The following is a 19,732-nucleotide window of genomic DNA, read 5'->3' as shown; positions in this document are numbered from 1 at the left end:
CCCCACCCCGATCGGGTGAGGTCAGCCGGCGTCGAGAAGACCCGCGAGGGTCTTCGCGTTGGTCTGCGCGTAGTCGCGGTAGCAGTTGTTCATGAGCACGTGGGTCTGGCCAGCCTGGTCGGCCAGTTCGCGCAGCTTCGGCGCCCAGTCGGCCAACTCCCGCTTGGAGTAGTGGTAGCCGAACTTCTCGTGGATGTCCTTGCTGGTCCACTTGTCGCTGTGCCCGTGGAAGCGCATGACCGCGAGGTCCGCGGTGGCGGCCAGGACCGGAGGCAGCGACGAGCGGTGGCCCTGCGGCATGTCCACGCAGACGTACGGCAGTTTGTGCTCGCGCAGGAAGGCAAGGGTCTCGTCGGCGTTGTCGCCGTCGAACCAGGAGGCGTGCCGGAACTCGTACACCGGGCGCAGCGGCGCGCAGCGCTTCGCCACCTCCAGCAGGTACTGCTTGTTGGCCCGCTTGATGGTGAACCAGGGTGGGAACTGGAACAGCAGCGCGCCCAGCTTGCCGGCCTCGACCAGCGGATCCAGCGCGGACAGGAAGCGCGTCCACACCTCCTCGTACGACTGCGCGGGCAGGTCGTCGGGGTAGACGTTCTTCTTGTCGGTCTCCGGGCGCAGGTCCTTGTAGAGCGCGCTGACCCGGGTGGGGTGCCCGGTCAGCAGGCTGAACGCCTTGATGTTGAAGGTGAAGCCGGCCGGGGTGCGCTCGGCCCACAGCCGCGCGGTCGCCTCGGCGGGCGGCGAGTAGTAGGTGGCGTCCACTTCGACCAGCGGGAACTGCTTGGCGTAGTAGCCCAGCCGTTTCTCCGGGGTGTCGGCGGTCTGCGGGTACCACCCCGAGTCCAGCAGTGTGCGGTCGGTCCAGGACGCGGTGCCCACCAGGATGTCACCCATTGTGGAAGTCCATCGCGTCGCGGACCGACCGGCAACCGCTGGGGTGGCTCAGGCCGCCCGCCGCTCGCGAGTCTGCTTGCACGTCACACAGGTGGTGGCGGACGGGAAGATCTCCAGCCGCTCCACCGGGATCGCCGCCGAGCAGCCCTCGCACCAGCCGTAGGTGCCCTCCTCGAGCCGGCCGAGGGCGTGCTCGTACTGGGCGCGGCGGTCGAGGATGGTGCGCAACAGGGACTGGGCGGTGTCCCGCTCGGCCGTCTTGGTGCCGCTGTCGGCCTGGTCGTCGCCGGCGGTGTCGCCGACCTCCACCAGCCGCAGCACCTGGCTCTGGAGCACCGCGTGGTCGTACTCCGCGGTCAGCTCGTCGTAGCGCGCCTGGAGCGACTGTCGGATCTGATCGATCTCCGTCTGGGACCGGGTCGTACCGACCGTGTCGTGGACGAGCATCGCTGCCTGCCTTTCCTGGGCCTGTGGCTCAAGGTGAACCGGGTGCCGGCGGCGCGGGGCCCCGGTCACGGTCGCGTTCGGTGCGCGGGCGGTCACCCGCGCTCTGTGAGCCGGGCGAGTACCCGCCCGATCAGGCGCGCAAACCGACGAATTCTCGGTTGTTGTCAGTCGTTTCCGCCGGGCTCGACGAGCGCCGGGCGGCGGGGGTCGCCGACACGTACCACGACGTCGGCGAAGCTCGCCGGGACGACCTCCTCGGCGTACCGGTCGAAGGCCGGCAGCGTCCACTGCTGGGCCGGTTCGGTGCGCCGGCGCAGCGCCGTCGGGGACAACTCCAGGTGGACGGTCACGTCGAAGGACAGGCCACCGCCGAGCAGCAGGGAGCCGCTGACCACGACGACGCCACCGGGCGCCAGGTCGACGTAGCGGGCGCGGCTGGCCCGGTCGGCGTCGGCGTCCCAGAGCGACGGAAGCAGCCGGCCGCTGCCGCCCGGACCGGCCGGGTCGAGCACCTCCCGGCGCAGCCCGGCCTCGTCGACCCAGGCCTCGTAGAAGGAGTCCGGGTTGGTGCGGCCCAACTCGAAGCGCAGCGACGCGGGGCGCAGGAAGTCGGTGGCGCGGACGTGCAGCACCGGGTGACCCTGGGCGCGCAGCGGGTCGACCAGCGCCGCGGCCAGTTCGTCGGCGCCGGCGGCGGGGGCGCCGTCCACTGCCACCCGCAGCCGCGCGGGCCCGGCGGCGGCGCTCGCGGCGCGGGTCGCCGCGTCGGCCAGCCGGCCGGTCAGCTCGGTGACGAGCAGGTCGGGCGAGATGGGGCGGATGTGCACCGGACCATCCTGCCCCGCGCCGGGTCCGTGGATGCCGCCGGTCAGCCGCTGCGGTCGATGGTGACCCGGGCGTCGTCGGCCAGCCGGTAGCCCACGCCGTAGACGGTGGTGACCAACGGGACGTCCACGCCGACCTTGCCGCGCAGCCGACGCACGTGCACGTCGACGGTGCGCACGCCGGCGTGCTCGTAGCCCCAGACGGCGTTGAGCAGTTGCAGCCGGGTGAACACCCGGCGCGGGTGGGCGACCAGGTGCAGCAGCAGGTCGAACTCCAGCCGGGTCAGCGGCAGCGGCTCCTCGTCGCGCAGCACCGAGCGCGACGAGGCGAGGATGTGCAGGGCGGGAATGGTCGGGCTGATCGGTCGGGCCGGCGACCGGTTGGCGGGCGCCTGGTCGGGGCGGCGTTCGGCCGGGACGGAACCGATGATCACGCCTTCACCCCGCTCCAGCATCTCGCGAGCGGCCTCCAACAGCCGGCGCGCCGCCGGGGTCAGCGACTCCTCACAGGCCAGCGGGATGGACAGCGTCACGGTGAGCACGGGCGCGGCGGTGTTCGCCGGGCGACGCTGGCCGCCGGGAGGTCGACCGGGCACCGCGGGTTGGGACGTATGCCATCCGGCACGCGACGAGGCGGGGCTGACCGACATGGTCCTCCTTGGGCTGGTCCGGGTATCTCCCCACGGCCCGGGACGCCGCTTCATCGATGCTTCCCGGCGCCTGGGCGAGGGTCAAGAGGCGGCTGCGTTGCATGAATGTGACAATTGACGAACACATCGGAGCCGAATGCTCGCTCTGCGTACGAGGCCTGATGATTACAGCAGAGTCGTCGAGATGCCCCGTTACGGGGGTCCCCGACCGGTTCACCAGGCGGTCACGTCGCCGCCGGACCAGGGCTCAGCTGCTGTGATCCACGCTGATCAGCGCCCCGTCGGCCAGCCGGTAGCCGACGCCGTAGACGGTGGTGACGACCTCCGAGCCGGCCAGCTTGGCGCGCAGCCGGCGGACGTGCACGTCCACCGTCCGGGCCACCGCGTGCTCGTAGCCCCACACGCTGGAGAGCAGTTGCAGGCGGGTGAAGACCCGGCGGGGCCGCTCGGCCAGAAACAGCAGCAGCTCGTACTCGATGCGGGTCAGCGCGATGACCCGGTCGCCCTGGCGGACCATCCGCGAGCCGGCCAGGATGCGGACGTGGTCCGGTGCGGCGGGCCGCGGGGCCGGTCGCGGCCCCGACGCGGGCTCCTCCACGGCACGCAGTTGGCCCTCCCCCGACTCGGCCAGCTCGCCGAGCAGCTGCACCAGCCGGGCCAGCCGGGGGCTCAGCGGCCCGGGGACGAGGTCGAGGGTGATGGTCAGGGTCGGGCTGGTGCGCGGACGGGCCGGTGGGCGCACGCCGGGGTGGCGGCGCGTGGGGATGGCGACGACGGACATGGTGCCTCCTGAGTGGCGGTACGCGCGCCACGCCGGGTGTGGCGTGACGGTCAGCGGCGCGCCCAGCCGGCGTTGACCGGGGACGCGAGGGGAGAGGGGTGGTGCAGTGGGGTCGGGCCGAGGGCCGGCAGGCCGGCGATCCGCCAGGCCGCGAACCCACCGACCACATCGGTGGCCCGGTGCAGGCCGACGTCCTGCAGAGCGGCGGCGGCCAGCGACGAGGTGTAGCCCTCCTGACAGAGGATCACCAGCGGCACGTCGTAGTCGACGGCCTGCGGCAGCCGGGCCGCGCAGCGGGGGTCGAAGCGCCACTCCAGCACGTTGCGTTCGACGACGAGCGAGCCCGGCACCACGCCGTGCGCGGCCCGCTGCGCGGCCGGGCGGATGTCGACAAGCAGCGCTCCGTTCCGGTACGCCAGGTGCGCCCGCTCCGGCGCCAGCCGGCGCAGCCGGGCCCGCGCGGCGGCCAGGATCTCGTCGATGCCCCGGGAGCCCGGTGGCGGCACGGGGGCGGGACAGTGCTCGGCGGTTGTCTGCATTCTCGGGTTCCTTCCGGTGACAAGGGGGTTCTCGGTGCGCGCGGCTACCAGGACCGGCCCGCCTCGGCGACCTCGGCGACCCGCAGCCGCCCGTCGAGGAGGCGATAGCGGGTCATCCGCAGCAGCGCCGGCCGGTAGACGTGCACGCTGACCGCCGGATCGACGCCTCGGTTGGTCACCTGGTGCACGTGCCGGGGGCCGAAGCGGCGGCCCGCGCCGGCCGGCAGCAGTCGGGGGCGTAGTCGGCCGGCGCTGACCGTCTCCTCGGTGAGCACGCCGCCGACCACCCGGAACGCCCCGGAGGAGCCGCCGTGGTCGTGCAGGTCGGTGCCCTGTCCGGGCAGCCAGCTCAGCGCCCACACCTCGTGCTCGTCGCTGACGGCGAGGCGGGCGTACCAGCGCTCGGCGGGGTCGAACCGCAGCGCGACCGGCCAGCCGGCCGGGTCGGCCCATCCGGCGGCAACGGTGAGCAGGTCGGGCTCCGGACGGTGGTGCGTCATGGCGGTTCCTCGCGGGTCGTTCGGCGGGGTGCTCTCGTACTCTAGACGGCAAAGCCTATAGGTTTAGTAGGTAATTCCGCCTGGTGGGACGCCGGTCAGCCGCTCGGGCGAATCAGCGCAGCACCGGCGGATCCGCGCGGTAGCCCGGCAACGAGGGCCAGCGCACTGTCAACACCACCGACGCGCGCTCGGCGAACCAGGAATGGTCGACCCCACGGGCCCACACCACGTAGTCGCCGGGCGCGGCCAGCCGTACCGTCCGGTCCGGCAACTCCACCCGGAAACACCCCTCGACGAGTACGAGCAGAGTGGTGCGCACCTCGCCGGTCGCCCACCGCGACCGGGCCTGCCCGGGCGGATGCACACCCCACTTCACCTCGACGTCGGTGCTGTGCCGGATCTCCCCCGGCAACGCGAAGTGCCCGAGCAACCAACCAGCGTTGGTGGCGCCGTCGACGCCCGCGTTGCCCACGTACACCGTCTCACCCATCGGACCCCTCCCCAGCGCGCCGGCCGAGCAACCTATCAGGACCGGTGTGGCTAACCTGGACCGGTGACCGAGAACCTCGACGCCGAGACGCTGGCGTTCGCGCACCGGATGTTCGACCTGGCCCGGGCCGGCGCCACCGACGAGCTGGCGGCGCAGATCGACGCCGGCCTGCCGGTCAACCTCACCAACGACAAGGGCGACACGCTGCTCATCCTGGCCGCGTACCACGCCCACCCGGACACGGTGGCCGCCCTGCTCACCCGCGGCGCCGACCACACCCGGGCCAACGACCGAGGTCAGACCGCGTTGGCCGCAGCGGTCTTCCGCAGCAGCACCGAAGCGGTCCGCGCGCTCCTCGCCGCCGGCGCGGATCCGGCACACGGCAACCCGTCCGCCGTCGAGACCGCGCGCTTCTTCGACCTGCCGGAGATGACAGAGCTGCTGCGCGTCGGCTGACACCGGCACGGCCGGGCCGGTATACAGGGGCGGTGGAAGATCCTCTGCCGGAGCAGATGCGGGCCGCCGCGACCGCACTGCTGACCGCGCTCGACCCCGCCGCCCGCGAGAGCGCCGTGCACTCGTTCGACGACGAGGCGGCCCGGCGCTGGCTGGAATACCGGCCCCGACCCCGACCGGGCGTCTGCCTCGCCGAGCTCGACGTCACCGCCCGCAAGGCCGCCCACCGGCTGCTGGCCACCGCGCTCAGCCCCTCGGCGTACGCACAGGCGATGGCGATCATCTCGCTGGAGGAGGTGCTGGACCGGGCCGAGGGCTGGCAACGCGGGCGGCACAGCGCCGACTACTGGGTGGCCGTGTTCGGTGACCCGGCCCGCGACGACAGTTGGGCGTGGCGACTCGAAGGACACCACCTGTCGGTGAACATGACAGTGGTGGACGGTCAGGTCTCCCCCGCGCCGATCTTCTTCGGCGCCAACCCGGCCGCGGTCCGCTACGCCGGCCGTCCGGTCTCCCGCCCACTCGGTGTCGAAGAGGACCTGGCCCGTGCCCTGCTCGACGCGCTGGGCCCCGCCGAGCGGGCCGCCGCGATCATCGCCGACGAGGCGCCCGCGGACATCATCAGCGCCACCCGTGGGCGCGTCGACGCGCCGCTGGAGCCCCTCGGCGTACCGGCGGAGCGGCTGGGACCGACCGGCCGCGCGCTGCTCGACCAGGTGGTCGCCCTCTACCTCGACCGGCTACCGCCCGAACTGGCCATCCGGGAGGCGACCCGACTGGCCGCCGGCCCACTGCACTTCGCCTGGGCCGGCCCCACCCACCCCGGGCGGCGGCACTACTACCGGGTGCAGGGCGACGACCTGCTGATCGAGTACGACAACACCACCGCGGACGGCAACCACGCGCACACAGTGCTGCGCCGCCCGGCGAGCGACTTCGGCGCCGACGTCCTGGCAACCCACCACCAAACCCACTCCCACTAACCCCGCGTCCGTCGCCCTGCCCTGCCCTGCCCTGCCCTCGCCGATCTTGCAGTTTCGGCGGTCGAGTTGCCCTGATAGGCGGCTTTCGCGGGCACCGAAAGTGCAAGATCGACGGGGCGGGGGGCCGTCAGGGGCGGGTGGCTTCGATGAGGAAGCGTTGGGCGTGGGCGACGAAGGGGCCCTCGTTGGCGATGCGGTGGTGGAGGTCGCGCAGAGGTGCGCGGTAGCGGTCGACAGTGAACCCGGGCACCGTCCAGATCACCTTGCGCAGGAACCAGACCACCGCGCCGATGTCGGCGAAGGTCGCCCGCAGCGTGGCCCGACGCAGGTCGACCACCCGCAGGCCGGCGGCCTCGGCGGCGGCGACCGCGTGCTCGGGGTGCCGCTGGGTCGGCGGCGGCAACGGCCCGAGGATCGCCTCACTCAGCTCCCGCATGGTGCCGGCCCCGATCTGCTGCGACAGGAACGTCCCGCCCGGCCGCAGCACCCGCGCGGTCTGAAGCCAGTCGGTTCGCACCGGATGCCTGCTCACCACCAGGTCGAACGAGGCGTCGCGAAACGGCAGCGGCCCGTCCGACGCGACAGCGACCACCGACGCGCCGACCCGACGCAGGATCCGTCGGGCAACCTCCACGTTCGGCGGCCACGCCTCGGTCGCCGTCAGCAGCTTCGGCACACGCGGCACCTCGGCGAGTACCTCCCCGCCGCCGGTGTCCACGTCCAGCGCCGCGTCGGCCCGCGCCATCCGGTCGGCGACCAGCCGGGCGTACCCCCAGGGTGGACGCTCCTCGGTGGCCCGGCCGGCCAGCCAGCCGAAGCCCCAACCATCGACGGGCGCGGCGGCGGCCTCCGCGATCAAGTCCTCGGCGTCACGCTCAGCGGTCATGGCGGTCAGCCTCGCGGCCGCTCACCGGGCCGGCAACCCATTTGCCGCCGCGCGCCCGGGGTGTCCCCGGTGGACCTCAGCCGAGGCTGAGCCCGTGCTCCTCGAGGGCGGCCTGGAGGATCCCGAGCGCCTTCGGGCCCATGCCGTGCAGCTTGGCCAGGTCCGTCCGAGGAACGCCCGCGAGCTGGCGCAGCGCGGTGTAGCCGGCGCCGTGCAGGGCCCGGGTGGCGGGCGCGCCGATCTTCGGGAGCGTGTCCGGAGAGGAGGTCATTCGGGGATGGTAGACCGACCAGTCGCACGGGTGACGGCCCCGCGCACCAGCCCCGCGCACCAGCCCCGCCGGCCGGCCGAGCGCCCGGCTCGCGGGTCGAGCGAGCCCGCCCGGCGGGTCCGTCGGGGCGGGCAGGTCGGGCAGCGGGCAGGTCGGGCAGCGGGCAGGTCGGGTCAGAGGCGAGCCCGGCCCCCGGATCGGGTCAGGGCCGGGCGATCTCGCCGGTGGAGCCGGCCAGCGCGTCCAGGCCGCCGGACTCGGCGCGGCCGCTGTCGAACTGACGCATCAGCCGGGCGCCCAGGTGCACGCCAACCCCACCGACGGCCAGCGCGACCAGTTCGGTGACCAGGATCGCGACCGACGCGCCGCGCTGCGGGGAGTGCGACCGGACCAGGCAGGTGAGCAGGAACATGGCGGCCATCACCGCGTTCACCAGGTTGAAGGCGACGGCGGTACGGCGGGTACGGTCGCCCGGCACGTCCCACAGGTCGACCATCCCGGCCACGGCGGTCAGCGCGGCGGCGACGAGGGCGGCGACGCCGGTCCAGTAGCCGACCTCCCCGAGGAACGCGGGCCCGCCGATCACGTCGGTGAGGTCGAAGACGGTGGCGCTGACGAAGAGCCCGAGCGGGAACGTCACCAGCATCGGTTGGATCGGGTGCCCCTGCACCCGCAGCCGGCTCTGCATCGGTCCTCCCCCGGGTCGGCGCAGCTCACCTGACCAGAGTGCTACCCGGGGCCGGTCGAGGCGAAACGATGCCGCCCGACTCGCCGCCGACAGGGAGAACGGGCACCGTGGCCGCGCCCACCGAGGCCGGACGGCCAGGCCGACGGATGATCGGCGCACCCGGCCCGAGCGGCCGGGGTCAGTTGTCGCGTTGGCGGGAGACCGTCCGGACCAGGCGCTCGGCCACCTCGCGCAGCGGGATGTCCAGCGACGAGGCGGCGGTGCGCAGCACGTCGAGGGCCTCGGCCGGCGGGCACCCGCGCTGCGTCATGATCACGCCGACAGCCTGGCCCACCACCCCGTCGTGCAGGAGTGAGGCGTCCCGCTCACCGGCGAGGGTGAGCTGCCGGTTGCGGTCCCGGACGGCGGCGAGAAGCAGGCCGGCGTGTTCGGCGAGCAGCATGGCGGTCAACTGGTGTTGCGGGGTCAGCAGGTCCGGCGCGGCGGCGTACAGGTTGATCGCCCCGATGACCTGGTCGTCGATGTCGACCGGTGCGGAGATCACCCCGCGTACGCCGAGGTCGCGGGCGTGCGTCGTCCAGGCCGGCCAGCGGGGCTCACCGGTCAGGTCGGCGGCGAGGATCATCTCGCGGCGGTGGATCGCGCTCATCGCCGGTGTGTCCGGCCCGTGTCGCAGGTCGTCCAGCCCGGCCAGCCCCTCGTCGGAGGCGGCCGCCCCGGCCGGCTCGCCCGCCCGCAGCGCGGTGAACCCGCACCAGCGGACCCCGGCGACGGCGTCCCGGGTGACCCGGACCAGGGCCAGCAGCGCCTCATCAAAGTCGGTCAGGGCGATCAGCCCGGCGGTCAGCTCCCGTAACAGTGCGGCTGCTTCCAGGACGCCGAGGGTGTGCACCACCGGTTCCCGCGTGTCGAGGTTCACCGGTTCGCAGCCTCCGTGCCGTCTCGCGCCTGCCCGGCACGCATCGTCACCTGTGTCATCGTCTGCTTCTCTCCCGACTCGACCGACCAGCCCTACTACCCTGGGAAACCTGGGTCGAAACGGCGTAAATCAGGGCCCCGGTCGCGCGTGGAGGCGCGATCGGGGCCCCGACGGTCGGTATGTCAGCGCGAGGCGCCGCTGAGCCGCCGCCCGATCGACGCGATCAGACGGTCGAGCTCGGACCCGAACGGGTTGTCGTGCACCAGGTACGTCCAGGTGGCGGTGGGCCGGACCAGGGTGCCGTCGTCGGGCTGCCAGTCCTCATCGAATTCGGTCTCGGTGAACGTGGCGATGGTGCGGGCCTCGATCTCCGGGATCAGGTCGTTGAACGCCGGCACCGCGGCCCGGTGGAACTCGTCCAGCGGGTCGAGCCGGCCCAGCGCGCGCAGGTGCACGCCCTCGCGGACCTCCGACAGCTCGGCCAGGTGCTCGGCCCAGAGCCGGTCCAGGTGGTAGAGCGCGATCGACCGGGCGGCGCGGGCGAGCAGGTCCTCGTCCATCTCGCCGGCCTTCTCGGGCTCCTTCTCCAGCAGCATCACCGCGGCCACGTCGCTGGTCAGCAGCCGCTCCCGGCGCGCGGCGAGGGCCTTGCGCTGCTGCTCGATCACCACGCTGTAGCGCCAGGTGTTGCGGTGGATCTCGTGGTTGACGCCCTCGGCGACCCGCTGGGCGTGCTCCACCGCGTAGTCAACCTGCTCGTCGGTCACCAGACCGTCGGCGTTCATCCGCGGCGAGGCCGGCACCGAGTCGGCGGCGTGCCGGACGACGAGGTCGTCCTCCAGGCTGACGAAGAAGACCGAGCCGCCCGGGTCGCCCTGCCGGCCGGCCCGACCGCGCAGCTGGTCGTCGACCCGCCGGCTGTCGTGCCGGCCGCTGCCGATCACGTAGAGCCCGCCCAGCTCGGCGACCCGCTCCTGGTCGGTCTGGTCGCTGCCGCCGAGGCGGATGTCGACGCCCCGGCCGGCCATCTGGGTGGAGACGGTCACCGCGCCGTACGCGCCGGCCTCGGCGATGATCGCGGCCTCTTCGTCGTCGTTCTTGGCGTTCAGTACGACGCAGGGCACCCCGGCGGCGTTCAGCCCGGCGGCCAACCCCTCGGACTCCTTGACGTCCAGGGTGCCGACGAGCACCGGCCGCCCCTTGGCGTGCCAGCGCTGGATCTCGTCGATCAGCGCCTCGTCCTTCTCCGCCCGGGTGGCGTAGATGCGGTCCGGCTCGTCCTCGCGGACGCACGGGGTGTTCGGCGGGATCACCGCGACCTCGAGGTCGAAGAACTCCCGCAGTTGGTCGCCGACCAGCACCGCGGTGGCGGTCATCCCGCAGACCTTCGGGTAGAGCGCGATGTACGCCTGCATGGCGATGGTGCCGAGCACCTCGCCCTCGGCGGTGGCGTCCAGCCCCTCCTTGGCCTCGACCGCGGCCTGGAGGCCGTCCGGCCAGCGGCGGCGCTGGGCCACCCGGCCGCGCATCTCGTCGACCAACTCGACGGAGCCGTCCCGGACGATGTAATCCACGTCACGGTGCAGCAGGGCGTGCGCGTGCAGCGCCACGTTGACCGCGGAGAGCTGCGCGACCTGCTCCTCGTCGTACAGGTCGATGCCGAGCTTGGCCTCGATGGCGGCCAGGCCGGCGGAGGTGAAGGCCACGCTGCGCCCGTCCTCGGCGACCGTGTAGTGCTTGTCCTTGCGCAGGCCACGCACCAGGGCGGCGGCGGCGTGCACCGGGTCCTGCTCGCCCGGCACCGCGCCGGCCAGGACCATCGGCACCCGGGCCTCGTCGATCATGATCGAGTCGGCCTCGTCGACGATGGCGGTGGTCAGCGTGGGCTGCACCCGGTCTTCCACATCGGTGACCAACTGGTCGCGCAGGTAGTCGAAGCCCGCCTCGCTGACCGAGACGTAGGTGACGTCGCAGGCGTACGCGTCGCGCCGCTCCTGCGGGGTGGAGGCCTCGTTGACCCAGCCGACGGTGAGGCCTAGCAGGGTGTAGACCGGCTCCATCCACTGGGCGTCGCGGCGGGCCAGGTAGTCGTTGATGGTGAGCACGTGCACCGGGCCGTTGCCGAGCCGGACGTGCCCGTACGCGGCGACAGTGGCGGTCAGTGTCTTGCCCTCACCGGTGGCCATCTCGGCGACCTTGCCGGAGAGCAGCGACATCGCGCCGAGCAGCTGCACGTCGTACGGCCGCTGGTCGAGGCCACGGCGGGCGGCCTCACGGCCGACGGCGCAGATCTCCTCGTAACCGGCGGCGGCACCCGCGGCCGCGGTCAGCTCGGCGTCGTCGAGCGCGCTGAGCTCAGCCTCGCGCGCCTCGATCGCCGGGAGCAGTTTCTCCAGCGGAGCAAGATCCACGGTCGAGCCGGGGCGCTGGAGGAACCGCCGGAACTTGCTCTTGAACCGTTGCGACACACCCATGAGCGGCAACGGTACGCGATTCCGGGCGGCGCGCGCGGCCCGGCCGCCCGGCAAGTTGGCCTTCCTTGGCCCGCGGTCAGCCGACCAGCAGCTGGTGGCTGGCGAGTTCCCGGTACAGCGGGTCGCTGGCGGTCAGTTCGGCGTGGGTGCCCACGGCCACCACCCGGCCGCCGTCGAGGACGACGATCTGGTCGGCGTCTACCACCGTGGCGAGCCGGTGCGCCACGATCAACAGGGTCCGGCGCACCGCGACGGCGTCGATGGCGCGGCGCAGCGCGACCTCGTTGCGGGAGTCGAGGTTGCTGGTCGGCTCGTCGAGCAGCAGCACCGGCGGGCCGGCGAGCAGCGCGCGGGCGATGGCCAGGCGCTGCCGTTCACCTCCGGAGAGCAGCACACCGCCCTCGCCCACCTGCACGTCGAGGCCCAGCGGGGTGCGCCGTGCCAGGTGGCCCAGGTTGACCTCGTCGAGGACGTCGCGCAACCGGTCGTCGGTGGCGTCCGGGGTGGTGATCAGCAGGTTCTCCCGCAGCGTGCCGGCCAGCACGGGAGCCTCCTGCTCGACGTAGCCGAGCCGGGCCCGCAGCGCGTCGCGGGGCAGGTCCCGTACGTCGGTGCCGTCGAGGCGGACCGTGCCGGCGCTCACCTCGTAGAAGCGCTCGACCAGGGCCAGCAGTGTGGACTTGCCGGCGCCGGAGGGACCGACCAGGGCGGTGCGGGTGCCGGCGGGGACCGCGAAGCTGACCTCGTGCAGCACCGGCTCGCCGCCCGGGTAGCCGAAGCCCACCCGGTCGAACTCGATCATCGGGGTCGGGCGGCGCGGGGTCACCGTCGCGGCGGCGGACGCCGGGCGGTCGTCAGCGCCCTCCGCGGGCACCGCCAGGATCTCCTCGATCCGCTGGAGGGCGCCCAGGCCGGACTGCAACTGGGTGTACGCCCGCAGCACCTGACCCAACGGCAGCGCCAGCAGGAACAGGTACATGACGAACGCGACCAGGTCGCCGACGGAGATCGCCCCTGCGGCGACCCGCGCCCCACCGATCCCGAGCACCAGCAGGAACGCGCCCTGCACGGTGACCGAGCCGATCGGGCCGACCAACGCCTGCACCCGGGCCACCCGCAGCCCCGCCGCGTACGCCTCCCGCGCGCTGCCGGTGACGGCCTCCGTCTCCCGGGTCTCGGCGCGGCTGGCCCGGATGGTCCGGGCCGCCGAGATGGCCCGCTCCACCGCCGAGGTCATCTCGCCGATCCGCTCCTGGGCGACTCGGGCCAGCGCCCGGACCCGGCGGGCGAAGGTGGCGGCGAAGACCAACCCCAGCGCCACGCCGAGCAGGGTGACGCCGAACAGCAGCGGGTCGAGCAGCACCATGGCCGTGCCGGCGCCGACCACCGTCACCGCCCCGGTGACCGTCTCGAACAGGCCGGAGGTGACGACCGCGCGCAGCAGTGTGGTGTCCGAGCCGACCCGGGAGAGCAGGTCGCCGGTGCGTCGGCGGTCGTACTCGGCGATGGGCAGCCGCAGCAGGTGGCCGGCGAGCCGACGCCGGGTGCCCAGCACCACTCCCTCGGCGGTGCGTTGCAGCAGGTAGTCACGCAGCCCGCCGATCGCCGCGCCGAACACCACGAGGGCAACCAGCACCGCCACCAGCCGGGCCACGCCCTGCTCGGCGCCGATCCGCTCGAGCACCGACCGGGTGAGCAGCGGCTGCGCCAGCGACGCCGCCGAGCCGATCAGCGACAGCGCGCCCACCACCACCAGGGTGCCGCGGTGCTCCCGTAGGTACGGCAGCAACGCGGACAGGCCGACCGACCGGCCGGCGGGGTTGTCGCCGGCCGGCCGGTCGGTCGAGGTGTCGCCGGGAACCGGCCGGTCCTGCACGGTGCTCATGTCGCGAACGGTAGCCGCCCCCGGCACGCGGCGACGGCGGGTCAGACGGCGAGCACCACCTGAAGCTCCTGGCGGCTACGGTCGGCCAGGTCGGTGAGGAGGGCGGGCGCCTCGTCGAACGGCACCACCGCCGAGACGAGATGCTTGCGGATCGCGTCGCCGTACGTCCTGAGCAGGTCGACGGTCTCGGCGGAGAGCCGTTCGCGGTCCCAGGTGGGCGCGAGCCCGCGCGGCACCCGGCCGATCTGGGCGCAACGCAGCGACAGCCCGTTGTGGTGGAACTCCTCACCGAGGCGGACCGCGTCCGCGCCGCCCTGGTAGAAGGCGAGGTCGATGACGGTGCCCTGGGGCCGCAGCAGCCGCAGGGCGAGGTGCAGCGCCCACGCCTGCCCCCGGCACTGGAACACCACGTCGGCGCCCCGGTCGCCGGCGGTGTGCGCCCAACGGGTCTTGAGCACCACCGCGGGGTCGTCAGCGTCGGGGTCGAGGGTTTCCAGACCGAGCGCCTCGGCGACCTGGCGGCGGTGCGGGGTGGGGTCGAGCACCACCACCGACGCTGCGCCGTTGCGCCGGGCGAACAACGCCGTCAGCAGCGCCACGACACCGGCGCCGACGACGGCGACCCGTCGGCCGCGTACCCCGTCGCCGAGCGTACGGACGTCGGTGCCGTGCAGGTCGGCGGCGGCGTGCAGCAGACCGTTGGCGCAGATCGGCCCCATGTGCGCGACGTACACGCCGAGCAGCGGGTCCAGGTCGTCGGGCAGCGCCACGAACCGTTCGGCGACCGGGTCGGCCAGCCAGCCGGTGCGGTGCCCGTACGTCATCGCGCCGACCGTGCCCACCGCGACGGCCGGGGTCTCGCTCTCCACCACCCGGCCGACCTGCATGTAGCCGAGTCGGGTCACCGGGTAGGGCGTGCTGGCCGCGCCCGGCTGGAACAGGCCCAGGTCGGCGTTCCAGGTGACGTTCAGATAGGGGTTCGTGCCCTTGACGTAGCTCAGCTCGGTGCCGGCTGAGACACCGCTGAACAGCGTCTCGACCCGGAACGTGCCGGGGCGCGGCGGGGCGGCGTCCTGCTCGACGAGGTCGACCCGGCCGGGGCCGGTGACCACCACGACCTTGTCACGCATCGACTGTCACCCCGGTGGCGAGCGCCGTCGGCGCGGTCGCGGTGGTGAGCCGCACCGTGGCACCGGTACGGGCCGAGTCGGCCACCGCGAGGGCCAGGCGCTGGGTCGCGAGGGCCTCGGCGTACGGGACGCGCACGTCGTCGCCGATGCCGCGGACGGCGTCGACGAAGGCGCGGTCCACAGCCACCCGGGCGGCCTCCGGGTCGGCGGTAACGTGTCGTTCGCCGTCGGCGTCGCGGATCGACAGCCCGTCCTCGGTGATCGCGAGGGCCAGCCCGTCGGCGAGGATCTCCAGGCCGGCGCGGTGCTTCCAGCCCAGGACGCAGGCGGCGCTGAGCGTGCCGACCGCGCCGTCGGCAAAGCGCAGCGCGGCGGTGGTCACCGAGTCGATGTCGGCGCCGTCGACCGGCGGTGGGGTGCCGTTGCCGTACGCGGTGACCTCGGTGACCTCGCCGGCCAGCACGCGGATCAGGTCGAGCACGTGGGCGGCCTGCTCGACCACCGGCCCGCCGGAGCGGTCCCGCCGCGACCACCACGCCACCGGGGGCACCTTGTCCAGCCAGGTGCCGCTGACCATTCGCACCGGACGGTCGGCGAGTAGGTCGCGGGCCTGGTCGAGCACGCTCAGGTAGCGCCAGTGGTGGCCGACGGCGGTGCGCAGCCCGCGCCGCGCGACCAGGTCGGCGATCCGCTCGGCGGTGCTCAGGTCGACAGCGACGGGCTTCTCCACAAACATCGGCAGCCCGGCCTCGATCACCGCCTCCTCGGCGGGGCCGTGCGCGAACGGTGGCACGCAGACGTACACGGCGTCCGGCTCGGTGGCCAGCAGCTCGGCGACGTCGGCGCAGGCCCGCCCGCCGTGCTGTGCGGCCAGCGCGGACGCGGCCTCCGGCGCGACGTCGGTGACCCCGACCAGCTCGACGTCGTCGAACCCGGCCAGCACCCGCGCGTGACGCTGCGCCACGCCGCCGGCTCCGACCAGACCCACCCGGCAGTTCCGCATCCCGACACCCCTTCGAAGACGTTTCATGTGCGATGGGAGCAGTCCCCTGAGCTGTGCGCAATCAAACGTTCATCCCCCGGGAACGAATTGTCGTCACCGCTGTGATCAAGCTGTTGCCGAGAATGCGGTTAGCGCGTGATGAGGAATGGGAACAACCAAATTCGGTTTTTCCACGCACGAACGGAGGGGTGCCCGTGCGGGATATGACATCGAGCGTGTCGCCGGTGGTGGAGGCGTGGGCCACGTACCGGACTACGTCGGCGGCCGACTGGCCGACCCGTCGGCTGATGCGCGCCAAGGGTGAGACCCGGGTCAGCGTGGTGCTGCCGGCGCGCAACGAGGAGGCCACCGTCGGCGCGATCGTGTCGACCATCAGGGAGCACCTGATGGATCGGGTGGCCCTGGTCGACGAGTTGATCGTGGTGGATTCCCGCTCGACGGACCGGACCGCGCAGGTGGCCCGCGCCGCGGGCGCGGAGGTGGTCAGTCAGGACGCGATGACCCGGGGGTTGCCCCGGCTCACCGGCAAGGGCGACGCGCTCTGGGCCGGGCTGGCCGCCGCCGAGGGAGACGTGGTGGCGTTCATCGACGCCGACCTGCGGGAGTTCCGGCCGCACTTCGTGAGCGGGCTGCTCGGCCCGCTGTTGACCGACCCGTCAGTCGACTTCGTGAAGGGCTTCTACCACCGGCCCCTGGTGGGCACCGCCAGCGTGGAGCAGGACGGCGGGGGCCGGGTGACCGAGTTGATGGCCCGACCGCTGCTCAACCTCTTCTGGCCCGAGCTGGCCGGCTTCGTGCAGCCGCTCGCCGGCGAGTACGCGGGTCGCCGGGACGTGCTGGCCCAGGTGCCGTTCGTCTCCGGGTACGGGGTGGAGACGGCCATGATGATCGACCTGCTCGACCTGGTCGGCCTGGACGCGCTGGCGCAGGTCGACCTCGGTGAGCGCAAGCACCGCCACCAGGACACCGCCGCCCTGGGTCGGATGTCCGCGCAGATCATGTTGACCGCATGGTCGCGGCTGCAACGGCGCGGCTGGGCGACCCCCGGGTTTGCGCCGGAGGCGTTGCTGACCCAGTTCCGGCGCGGTGGTTCGGACACCCTGCCTAACCTGGACCGCGAGATCGTGGTCAGCGACGTTTCCATCGAGGAGCGCCCGCCGTTGGCCGAACTGCGCCACCGGGTGCCCCGCCGCCGGGTGGCCGCCGCGTGAGCGCGACGAGCCTCACCGTGCTGATGAACGCCGGCCCGTGGCTGTCGGTGCCACCGCCCGGTTACGGCGGCATCGAGAACGTCATCGCCACGCTGGTGCCGGAGCTGCGGCGACTCGGCGTACGGGTGGTACTCGCCTCGGTGGGCACCAGCACCCTGCCGGTGGACGAGCAGATCTCGGTCTTCGCCGACGGGCAGTTCGCCGCGTTGCAGCGGCCGTACAACCAGGTCTGCGGGATCGCCCAGGCGCACCTGGCCGGGGTGGTCCGGGAGCTGCACTCCCGCGACGACATCGACCTGGTGCACGATCACGTCGAGGCGGTCGGGCTGGCCACCCTCGCCGCGATGGGGCCGGCCGGGCCGCCGACCCTGCACACCCTGCACTGGGACCTGGCCAAGCACCCGGCGCTCTACGGCAGCCTGGACGGCGGCGACCGGGTCCGGGTCAACGGCGTCTCCGCGTCGCAGCTGGCCCGCGCCCCGCTGGCGCTGCGGGAGCACTCGGTGGGGCACGTGCACCTGTCCACGCCGCTCGCCGTGGACGCCGACCGGCGGCCCCGACCGGACAAGGGCGAGCACCTGCTCGTCCTGGGCCGGATCAACCCGGGCAAGGGGCAGGACGTGGGTGCCCGGCTCGCGCACCGGGTCGGCATTCCGCTGGTGCTGGCCGGCCCTGTCGGCCCGTACCATCGGCCGGCCGACCTGGCCGCGGCCGGCGACGAGGCCCGGCAGAACCCGGACGTGCGGTTCTTCCTCGACGAGGTGGCACCGCACGTCGACGGTGACCTGGTCCGCTGGGTCGGCACGGTGGCCGGCCAGGAGCGCGACGACCTGCTCGCCAGCGCCCGCGCGTCGCTGTTCCCGCTGCGGTGGGAGGAGCCGGGCGGCACTGCGGTCGTCGAGTCGCTCGCCCTGGGTACGCCGGTGGTGGCCACCGCCCGGGGTTGCCTGCCGGAGCTGATCGAGCACGGCCGTACCGGGCTGCTCACCACCGACGAGGAGGAGTTGGGTGACCTCGTCCTCGCCGCCGAGTTGCTCGACCCCGACGAGTGCCGGCGGGTGGCCGCGCAGCGCTTCACGCCCGCGGTGATGGCGCGGCGTTACGTCGAGCTGTACGAGCGGGTCCGGCAGTCGGCGAGCGCGCCGAGGTTGCTGCCGGCCTGACCGACGGCAGGGCCGGCCGGTTTGCCGGTCGCGCCAGCGGGTAGCCGGCAGCGCTCATGCCCGCCGCGCGACGAGGAGCCGGGAATGGTCGGACCGATGGCGCACTCACGGGCCCGACCCAACCCGGCCGACGGCAAACCGCCGGTCCGTCGCGCGGCGGCGACGGTGGGGGTGCTGTTCCTGCTGGTCGGTGTGCTCGGCTTCGTGCCGGGGATCACCACCGGCATGGACGCGCTGCGCTTCGCCGGCCACGACTCGGGCGCGTTCCTGTTCGGCGTCTTCCAGGTGTCGGTGCTGCACAACCTGGTGCACCTGGCGTACGGGGTGGTGGGTCTGCTGTTGGCCCGGACGGTCACCGGCGCTCGAGCGTTCCTGATCGGCGGCGGCGCGGTCTACCTGGTGCTCTGGTTGTACGGGCTGGCGGTGGACCACGACACCGGGGCGAACGTGCTGCCGGTCAACGACGCCGACGACTGGCTGCACCTGGGGCTCGGCGTCGGCATGATCGCACTGGGCGTCCTGACCGGCCGGCCCCGTCGCTGACCGCCGACCTTCTGCTCGACCGGCCGTACCCGTCCCTGACCTGGGGTTACGGAGCGTGACCTGCCTCGCCCCGTCGTCGGTCCGGTTTGATCGGGAACGGCCAAGGGTAGTTGGCAGATCCCGACCCAGCAGCGAATTGAGGCGCCGATGTCGAGCGGGATCACCTGCGAGGTGCGCACCACGGCACCGGTGGCGGTCGTCCGGCTCACCGGTCCCCTGCACCTGGGCACGATGCGCTCGGTGCACCGGGCGCTCAACGACGCGCTGGTCGACCAGCCGGAGGCGCTGGTGGTCGACATGGCCGGGGTGAGCGTGGAGGACAGGTTGGCACTGTCCGTGTTCGCCGCGACCGCCCGCCGGGCGGAGGAGTGGCCGGCGGTGCCGGTGCTGCTCTGCTCCCCGTCGCCGGTCGCCGCACGATGGCTGGCCGAGTCGACCACGTGCCGGGTGCTCCCGGTCTCCGCGGACTGCGCGGAGGCGACCCGGTTGGCCGGCACGACGTCCACGTTGCGGATGCGGGCCCGGCTGGAGCCGGTGGCCGGGGCCTGCCGGCGGGCCCGGGAGTTGGTCACCGACGCGTGCGCGCGGTGGAACCTGCCCGACGCGTCCGGCCCGGCCGCGTTGGTGCTCAGCGAACTGGTGGGCAACGTGGTGCGCCACGCCGGCACGCCGATGCAGGTGACGGTGACCCTGCGGCGGCCGTATCTGCACCTGGCGGTGGTGGACGGCAGCGGCGCCCAGGCCCATGCGGGCGGGACGGACCTGCACGCCGAGGGTGGGCGAGGGTTGATGCTGGTCCGGGAGCTGACCCAGCGGTGGGGCAGCGTGCCAGCCGGGCAGGGCAAGGCCGTCTGGGCGATGCTGCCGGCAACCTGACCGTCCGAGGCGCTTGCGCCGGTACTGGCGATCTGCCCGAAATTACCGTCGTTGGCTGGTTACATGGTGCGAGGGTGGGTAGAGCACGCCCGTCCTTTCTGCCGTCACGACGGGGTGAG

The 19,732-nt window shown here is 73.3% G+C and carries 22 protein-coding genes; 6 read left to right on the top strand and 16 right to left on the bottom strand.

The window, feature by feature from the left end; genetic code table 11:
- Positions 1 to 21: 21 nt before the first annotated feature.
- The 8 genes from ABZ794_RS30495 to ABZ794_RS30460 form a co-directional block, all read right to left on the bottom strand.
- Positions 22 to 894 carry a DUF72 domain-containing protein gene (locus tag ABZ794_RS30495; protein ID WP_357518805.1) on the bottom strand — a complete coding sequence of 291 codons (873 nt, stop codon included), beginning with the start codon at positions 892 to 894 and terminating at the stop codon, positions 22 to 24.
- A 48-nt stretch (positions 895 to 942) separates the two neighbouring features.
- Complete coding sequence (locus ABZ794_RS30490; RefSeq protein WP_210787443.1) at positions 943 to 1,341, bottom strand: TraR/DksA C4-type zinc finger protein; 399 nt, start codon at positions 1,339 to 1,341, stop codon at positions 943 to 945.
- Between the two features lie 164 nt (positions 1,342 to 1,505).
- On the bottom strand, positions 1,506 to 2,168 hold the full coding sequence (locus tag ABZ794_RS30485) for a uridine kinase (protein WP_357518803.1): 663 nt from the start codon (positions 2,166 to 2,168) through the stop codon (positions 1,506 to 1,508).
- Positions 2,169 to 2,209: 41 nt separating this feature from the next.
- Positions 2,210 to 2,815 (bottom strand): winged helix-turn-helix domain-containing protein, encoded by a 606-nt coding sequence (locus ABZ794_RS30480; RefSeq protein ID WP_112587450.1) that lies wholly within the window; start codon positions 2,813 to 2,815, stop codon positions 2,210 to 2,212.
- Positions 2,816 to 3,062: 247 nt separating this feature from the next.
- Positions 3,063 to 3,596, bottom strand: a complete 534-nt coding sequence (locus tag ABZ794_RS30475; RefSeq protein WP_357518801.1) for a winged helix-turn-helix domain-containing protein — start codon at positions 3,594 to 3,596, stop codon at positions 3,063 to 3,065.
- Positions 3,597 to 3,646: 50 nt separating this feature from the next.
- Positions 3,647 to 4,135: a rhodanese-like domain-containing protein gene (locus ABZ794_RS30470; RefSeq protein WP_238689720.1), complete on the bottom strand. Its 489-nt coding sequence runs from the start codon at positions 4,133 to 4,135 to the stop codon at positions 3,647 to 3,649.
- A 44-nt stretch (positions 4,136 to 4,179) separates the two neighbouring features.
- Entirely contained in the window at positions 4,180 to 4,635 is a 456-nt protein-coding gene (locus tag ABZ794_RS30465) for a cysteine dioxygenase family protein (protein ID WP_238689719.1), read from the bottom strand.
- A gap of 112 nt (positions 4,636 to 4,747) precedes the next feature.
- Positions 4,748 to 5,125 carry a signal peptidase I gene (locus ABZ794_RS30460; protein WP_210787538.1) on the bottom strand — a complete coding sequence of 126 codons (378 nt, stop codon included), beginning with the start codon at positions 5,123 to 5,125 and terminating at the stop codon, positions 4,748 to 4,750.
- A 63-nt stretch (positions 5,126 to 5,188) separates the two neighbouring features.
- Between ABZ794_RS30460 and ABZ794_RS30455 the strand changes: the two genes are divergently transcribed.
- Both ABZ794_RS30455 and ABZ794_RS30450 read left to right on the top strand, forming a co-directional pair.
- Positions 5,189 to 5,581: an ankyrin repeat domain-containing protein gene (locus ABZ794_RS30455; RefSeq protein ID WP_210787537.1), complete on the top strand. Its 393-nt coding sequence runs from the start codon at positions 5,189 to 5,191 to the stop codon at positions 5,579 to 5,581.
- Positions 5,582 to 5,613: 32 nt separating this feature from the next.
- Positions 5,614 to 6,564, top strand: coding sequence for a DUF3500 domain-containing protein (locus ABZ794_RS30450; RefSeq protein ID WP_238689718.1), 951 nt, complete (start codon positions 5,614 to 5,616; stop codon positions 6,562 to 6,564).
- A 127-nt stretch (positions 6,565 to 6,691) separates the two neighbouring features.
- Here the strand turns inward: ABZ794_RS30450 and ABZ794_RS30445 are convergent, their stop codons facing one another.
- The 8 genes from ABZ794_RS30445 to ABZ794_RS30410 form a co-directional block, all read right to left on the bottom strand.
- A complete protein-coding gene (locus ABZ794_RS30445) occupies positions 6,692 to 7,450 on the bottom strand; it encodes a class I SAM-dependent methyltransferase (protein WP_238689717.1) in 759 nt (252 codons plus the stop codon).
- A gap of 76 nt (positions 7,451 to 7,526) precedes the next feature.
- Positions 7,527 to 7,721, bottom strand: coding sequence for a DNA-binding protein (locus ABZ794_RS30440; RefSeq protein WP_210784343.1), 195 nt, complete (start codon positions 7,719 to 7,721; stop codon positions 7,527 to 7,529).
- 202 nt (positions 7,722 to 7,923) lie between these two features.
- Complete coding sequence (locus ABZ794_RS30435) at positions 7,924 to 8,409, bottom strand: DUF2231 domain-containing protein (protein ID WP_112587466.1); 486 nt, start codon at positions 8,407 to 8,409, stop codon at positions 7,924 to 7,926.
- A gap of 178 nt (positions 8,410 to 8,587) precedes the next feature.
- Positions 8,588 to 9,328 (bottom strand): GAF and ANTAR domain-containing protein, encoded by a 741-nt coding sequence (locus ABZ794_RS30430; protein WP_210784342.1) that lies wholly within the window; start codon positions 9,326 to 9,328, stop codon positions 8,588 to 8,590.
- A 182-nt stretch (positions 9,329 to 9,510) separates the two neighbouring features.
- Positions 9,511 to 11,802 carry an accessory Sec system translocase SecA2 gene (secA2, locus tag ABZ794_RS30425; RefSeq protein ID WP_238689715.1) on the bottom strand — a complete coding sequence of 764 codons (2,292 nt, stop codon included), beginning with the start codon at positions 11,800 to 11,802 and terminating at the stop codon, positions 9,511 to 9,513.
- A 76-nt stretch (positions 11,803 to 11,878) separates the two neighbouring features.
- The gene (locus ABZ794_RS30420; protein WP_357518796.1) at positions 11,879 to 13,687 is read right to left on the bottom strand and encodes an ABC transporter ATP-binding protein; all 1,809 of its coding nucleotides are present in this window, start codon (positions 13,685 to 13,687) and stop codon (positions 11,879 to 11,881) included.
- Positions 13,688 to 13,728: 41 nt separating this feature from the next.
- Positions 13,729 to 14,817 (bottom strand): zinc-binding alcohol dehydrogenase, encoded by a 1,089-nt coding sequence (locus tag ABZ794_RS30415; RefSeq protein WP_357518795.1) that lies wholly within the window; start codon positions 14,815 to 14,817, stop codon positions 13,729 to 13,731.
- Positions 14,810 to 15,820 (bottom strand): Gfo/Idh/MocA family oxidoreductase, encoded by a 1,011-nt coding sequence (locus tag ABZ794_RS30410; RefSeq protein ID WP_210784339.1) that lies wholly within the window; start codon positions 15,818 to 15,820, stop codon positions 14,810 to 14,812. The genes ABZ794_RS30415 and ABZ794_RS30410 overlap by 8 nt, the downstream gene beginning before the upstream one ends.
- A 194-nt stretch (positions 15,821 to 16,014) precedes the next feature.
- Here ABZ794_RS30410 and ABZ794_RS30405 point away from each other — a divergent pair, with 194 nt between their 5' ends.
- The 4 genes from ABZ794_RS30405 (at position 16,015) to ABZ794_RS30390 (ending at position 19,613) form a co-directional block, all read left to right on the top strand.
- Positions 16,015 to 17,031 (top strand): glucosyl-3-phosphoglycerate synthase, encoded by a 1,017-nt coding sequence (locus ABZ794_RS30405; RefSeq protein ID WP_238689713.1) that lies wholly within the window; start codon positions 16,015 to 16,017, stop codon positions 17,029 to 17,031.
- A 23-nt stretch (positions 17,032 to 17,054) separates the two neighbouring features.
- The gene (locus tag ABZ794_RS30400) at positions 17,055 to 18,194 is read left to right on the top strand and encodes a glycosyltransferase (RefSeq protein WP_357518824.1); all 1,140 of its coding nucleotides are present in this window, start codon (positions 17,055 to 17,057) and stop codon (positions 18,192 to 18,194) included.
- Between the two features lie 96 nt (positions 18,195 to 18,290).
- Entirely contained in the window at positions 18,291 to 18,737 is a 447-nt protein-coding gene (locus ABZ794_RS30395; protein ID WP_210784349.1) for a DUF4383 domain-containing protein, read from the top strand.
- Positions 18,738 to 18,884: 147 nt separating this feature from the next.
- Positions 18,885 to 19,613, top strand: coding sequence for an STAS domain-containing protein (locus ABZ794_RS30390; protein ID WP_357518793.1), 729 nt, complete (start codon positions 18,885 to 18,887; stop codon positions 19,611 to 19,613).
- The last annotated feature ends 119 nt before the right edge of the window (positions 19,614 to 19,732 follow it).

Source organism: Micromonospora sp. NPDC047187 (genome assembly GCF_040643355.1).
GTDB classification, from domain to species: domain Bacteria; phylum Actinomycetota; class Actinomycetes; order Mycobacteriales; family Micromonosporaceae; genus Micromonospora; species Micromonospora salmantinae.
The sequence above is the reverse complement of the archived record's forward strand: the minus strand, read 5'-3'. Positions and strand labels throughout refer to the sequence as shown.

Excerpts from the sequence above, each read along its gene's own strand:
- ABZ794_RS30495 (WP_357518805.1), bottom strand. The coding sequence starts at position 894 with ATGGGTGACATCCTGGTGGGCACCGCGTCCTGGACCGACCGCACACTG.
- ABZ794_RS30490 (WP_210787443.1), bottom strand. The coding sequence starts at position 1,341 with ATGCTCGTCCACGACACGGTCGGTACGACCCGGTCCCAGACGGAGATC.
- ABZ794_RS30480 (WP_112587450.1), bottom strand. The coding sequence starts at position 2,815 with ATGTCGGTCAGCCCCGCCTCGTCGCGTGCCGGATGGCATACGTCCCAA.
- ABZ794_RS30475 (WP_357518801.1), bottom strand. The coding sequence starts at position 3,596 with ATGTCCGTCGTCGCCATCCCCACGCGCCGCCACCCCGGCGTGCGCCCA.
- ABZ794_RS30470 (WP_238689720.1), bottom strand. The coding sequence starts at position 4,135 with ATGCAGACAACCGCCGAGCACTGTCCCGCCCCCGTGCCGCCACCGGGC.
- ABZ794_RS30465 (WP_238689719.1), bottom strand. The coding sequence starts at position 4,635 with ATGACGCACCACCGTCCGGAGCCCGACCTGCTCACCGTTGCCGCCGGA.
- ABZ794_RS30460 (WP_210787538.1), bottom strand. The coding sequence starts at position 5,125 with ATGGGTGAGACGGTGTACGTGGGCAACGCGGGCGTCGACGGCGCCACC.
- ABZ794_RS30445 (WP_238689717.1), bottom strand. The coding sequence starts at position 7,450 with ATGACCGCTGAGCGTGACGCCGAGGACTTGATCGCGGAGGCCGCCGCC.
- ABZ794_RS30440 (WP_210784343.1), bottom strand. The coding sequence starts at position 7,721 with ATGACCTCCTCTCCGGACACGCTCCCGAAGATCGGCGCGCCCGCCACC.
- ABZ794_RS30435 (WP_112587466.1), bottom strand. The coding sequence starts at position 8,409 with ATGCAGAGCCGGCTGCGGGTGCAGGGGCACCCGATCCAACCGATGCTG.
- secA2 (WP_238689715.1), bottom strand. The coding sequence starts at position 11,802 with ATGGGTGTGTCGCAACGGTTCAAGAGCAAGTTCCGGCGGTTCCTCCAG.
- ABZ794_RS30420 (WP_357518796.1), bottom strand. The coding sequence starts at position 13,687 with ATGAGCACCGTGCAGGACCGGCCGGTTCCCGGCGACACCTCGACCGAC.
- ABZ794_RS30415 (WP_357518795.1), bottom strand. The coding sequence starts at position 14,817 with ATGCGTGACAAGGTCGTGGTGGTCACCGGCCCCGGCCGGGTCGACCTC.
- ABZ794_RS30410 (WP_210784339.1), bottom strand. The coding sequence starts at position 15,820 with ATGCGGAACTGCCGGGTGGGTCTGGTCGGAGCCGGCGGCGTGGCGCAG.
- ABZ794_RS30400 (WP_357518824.1), top strand. The coding sequence starts at position 17,055 with ATGAACGCCGGCCCGTGGCTGTCGGTGCCACCGCCCGGTTACGGCGGC.
- ABZ794_RS30395 (WP_210784349.1), top strand. The coding sequence starts at position 18,291 with ATGGCGCACTCACGGGCCCGACCCAACCCGGCCGACGGCAAACCGCCG.
- ABZ794_RS30390 (WP_357518793.1), top strand. The coding sequence starts at position 18,885 with ATGTCGAGCGGGATCACCTGCGAGGTGCGCACCACGGCACCGGTGGCG.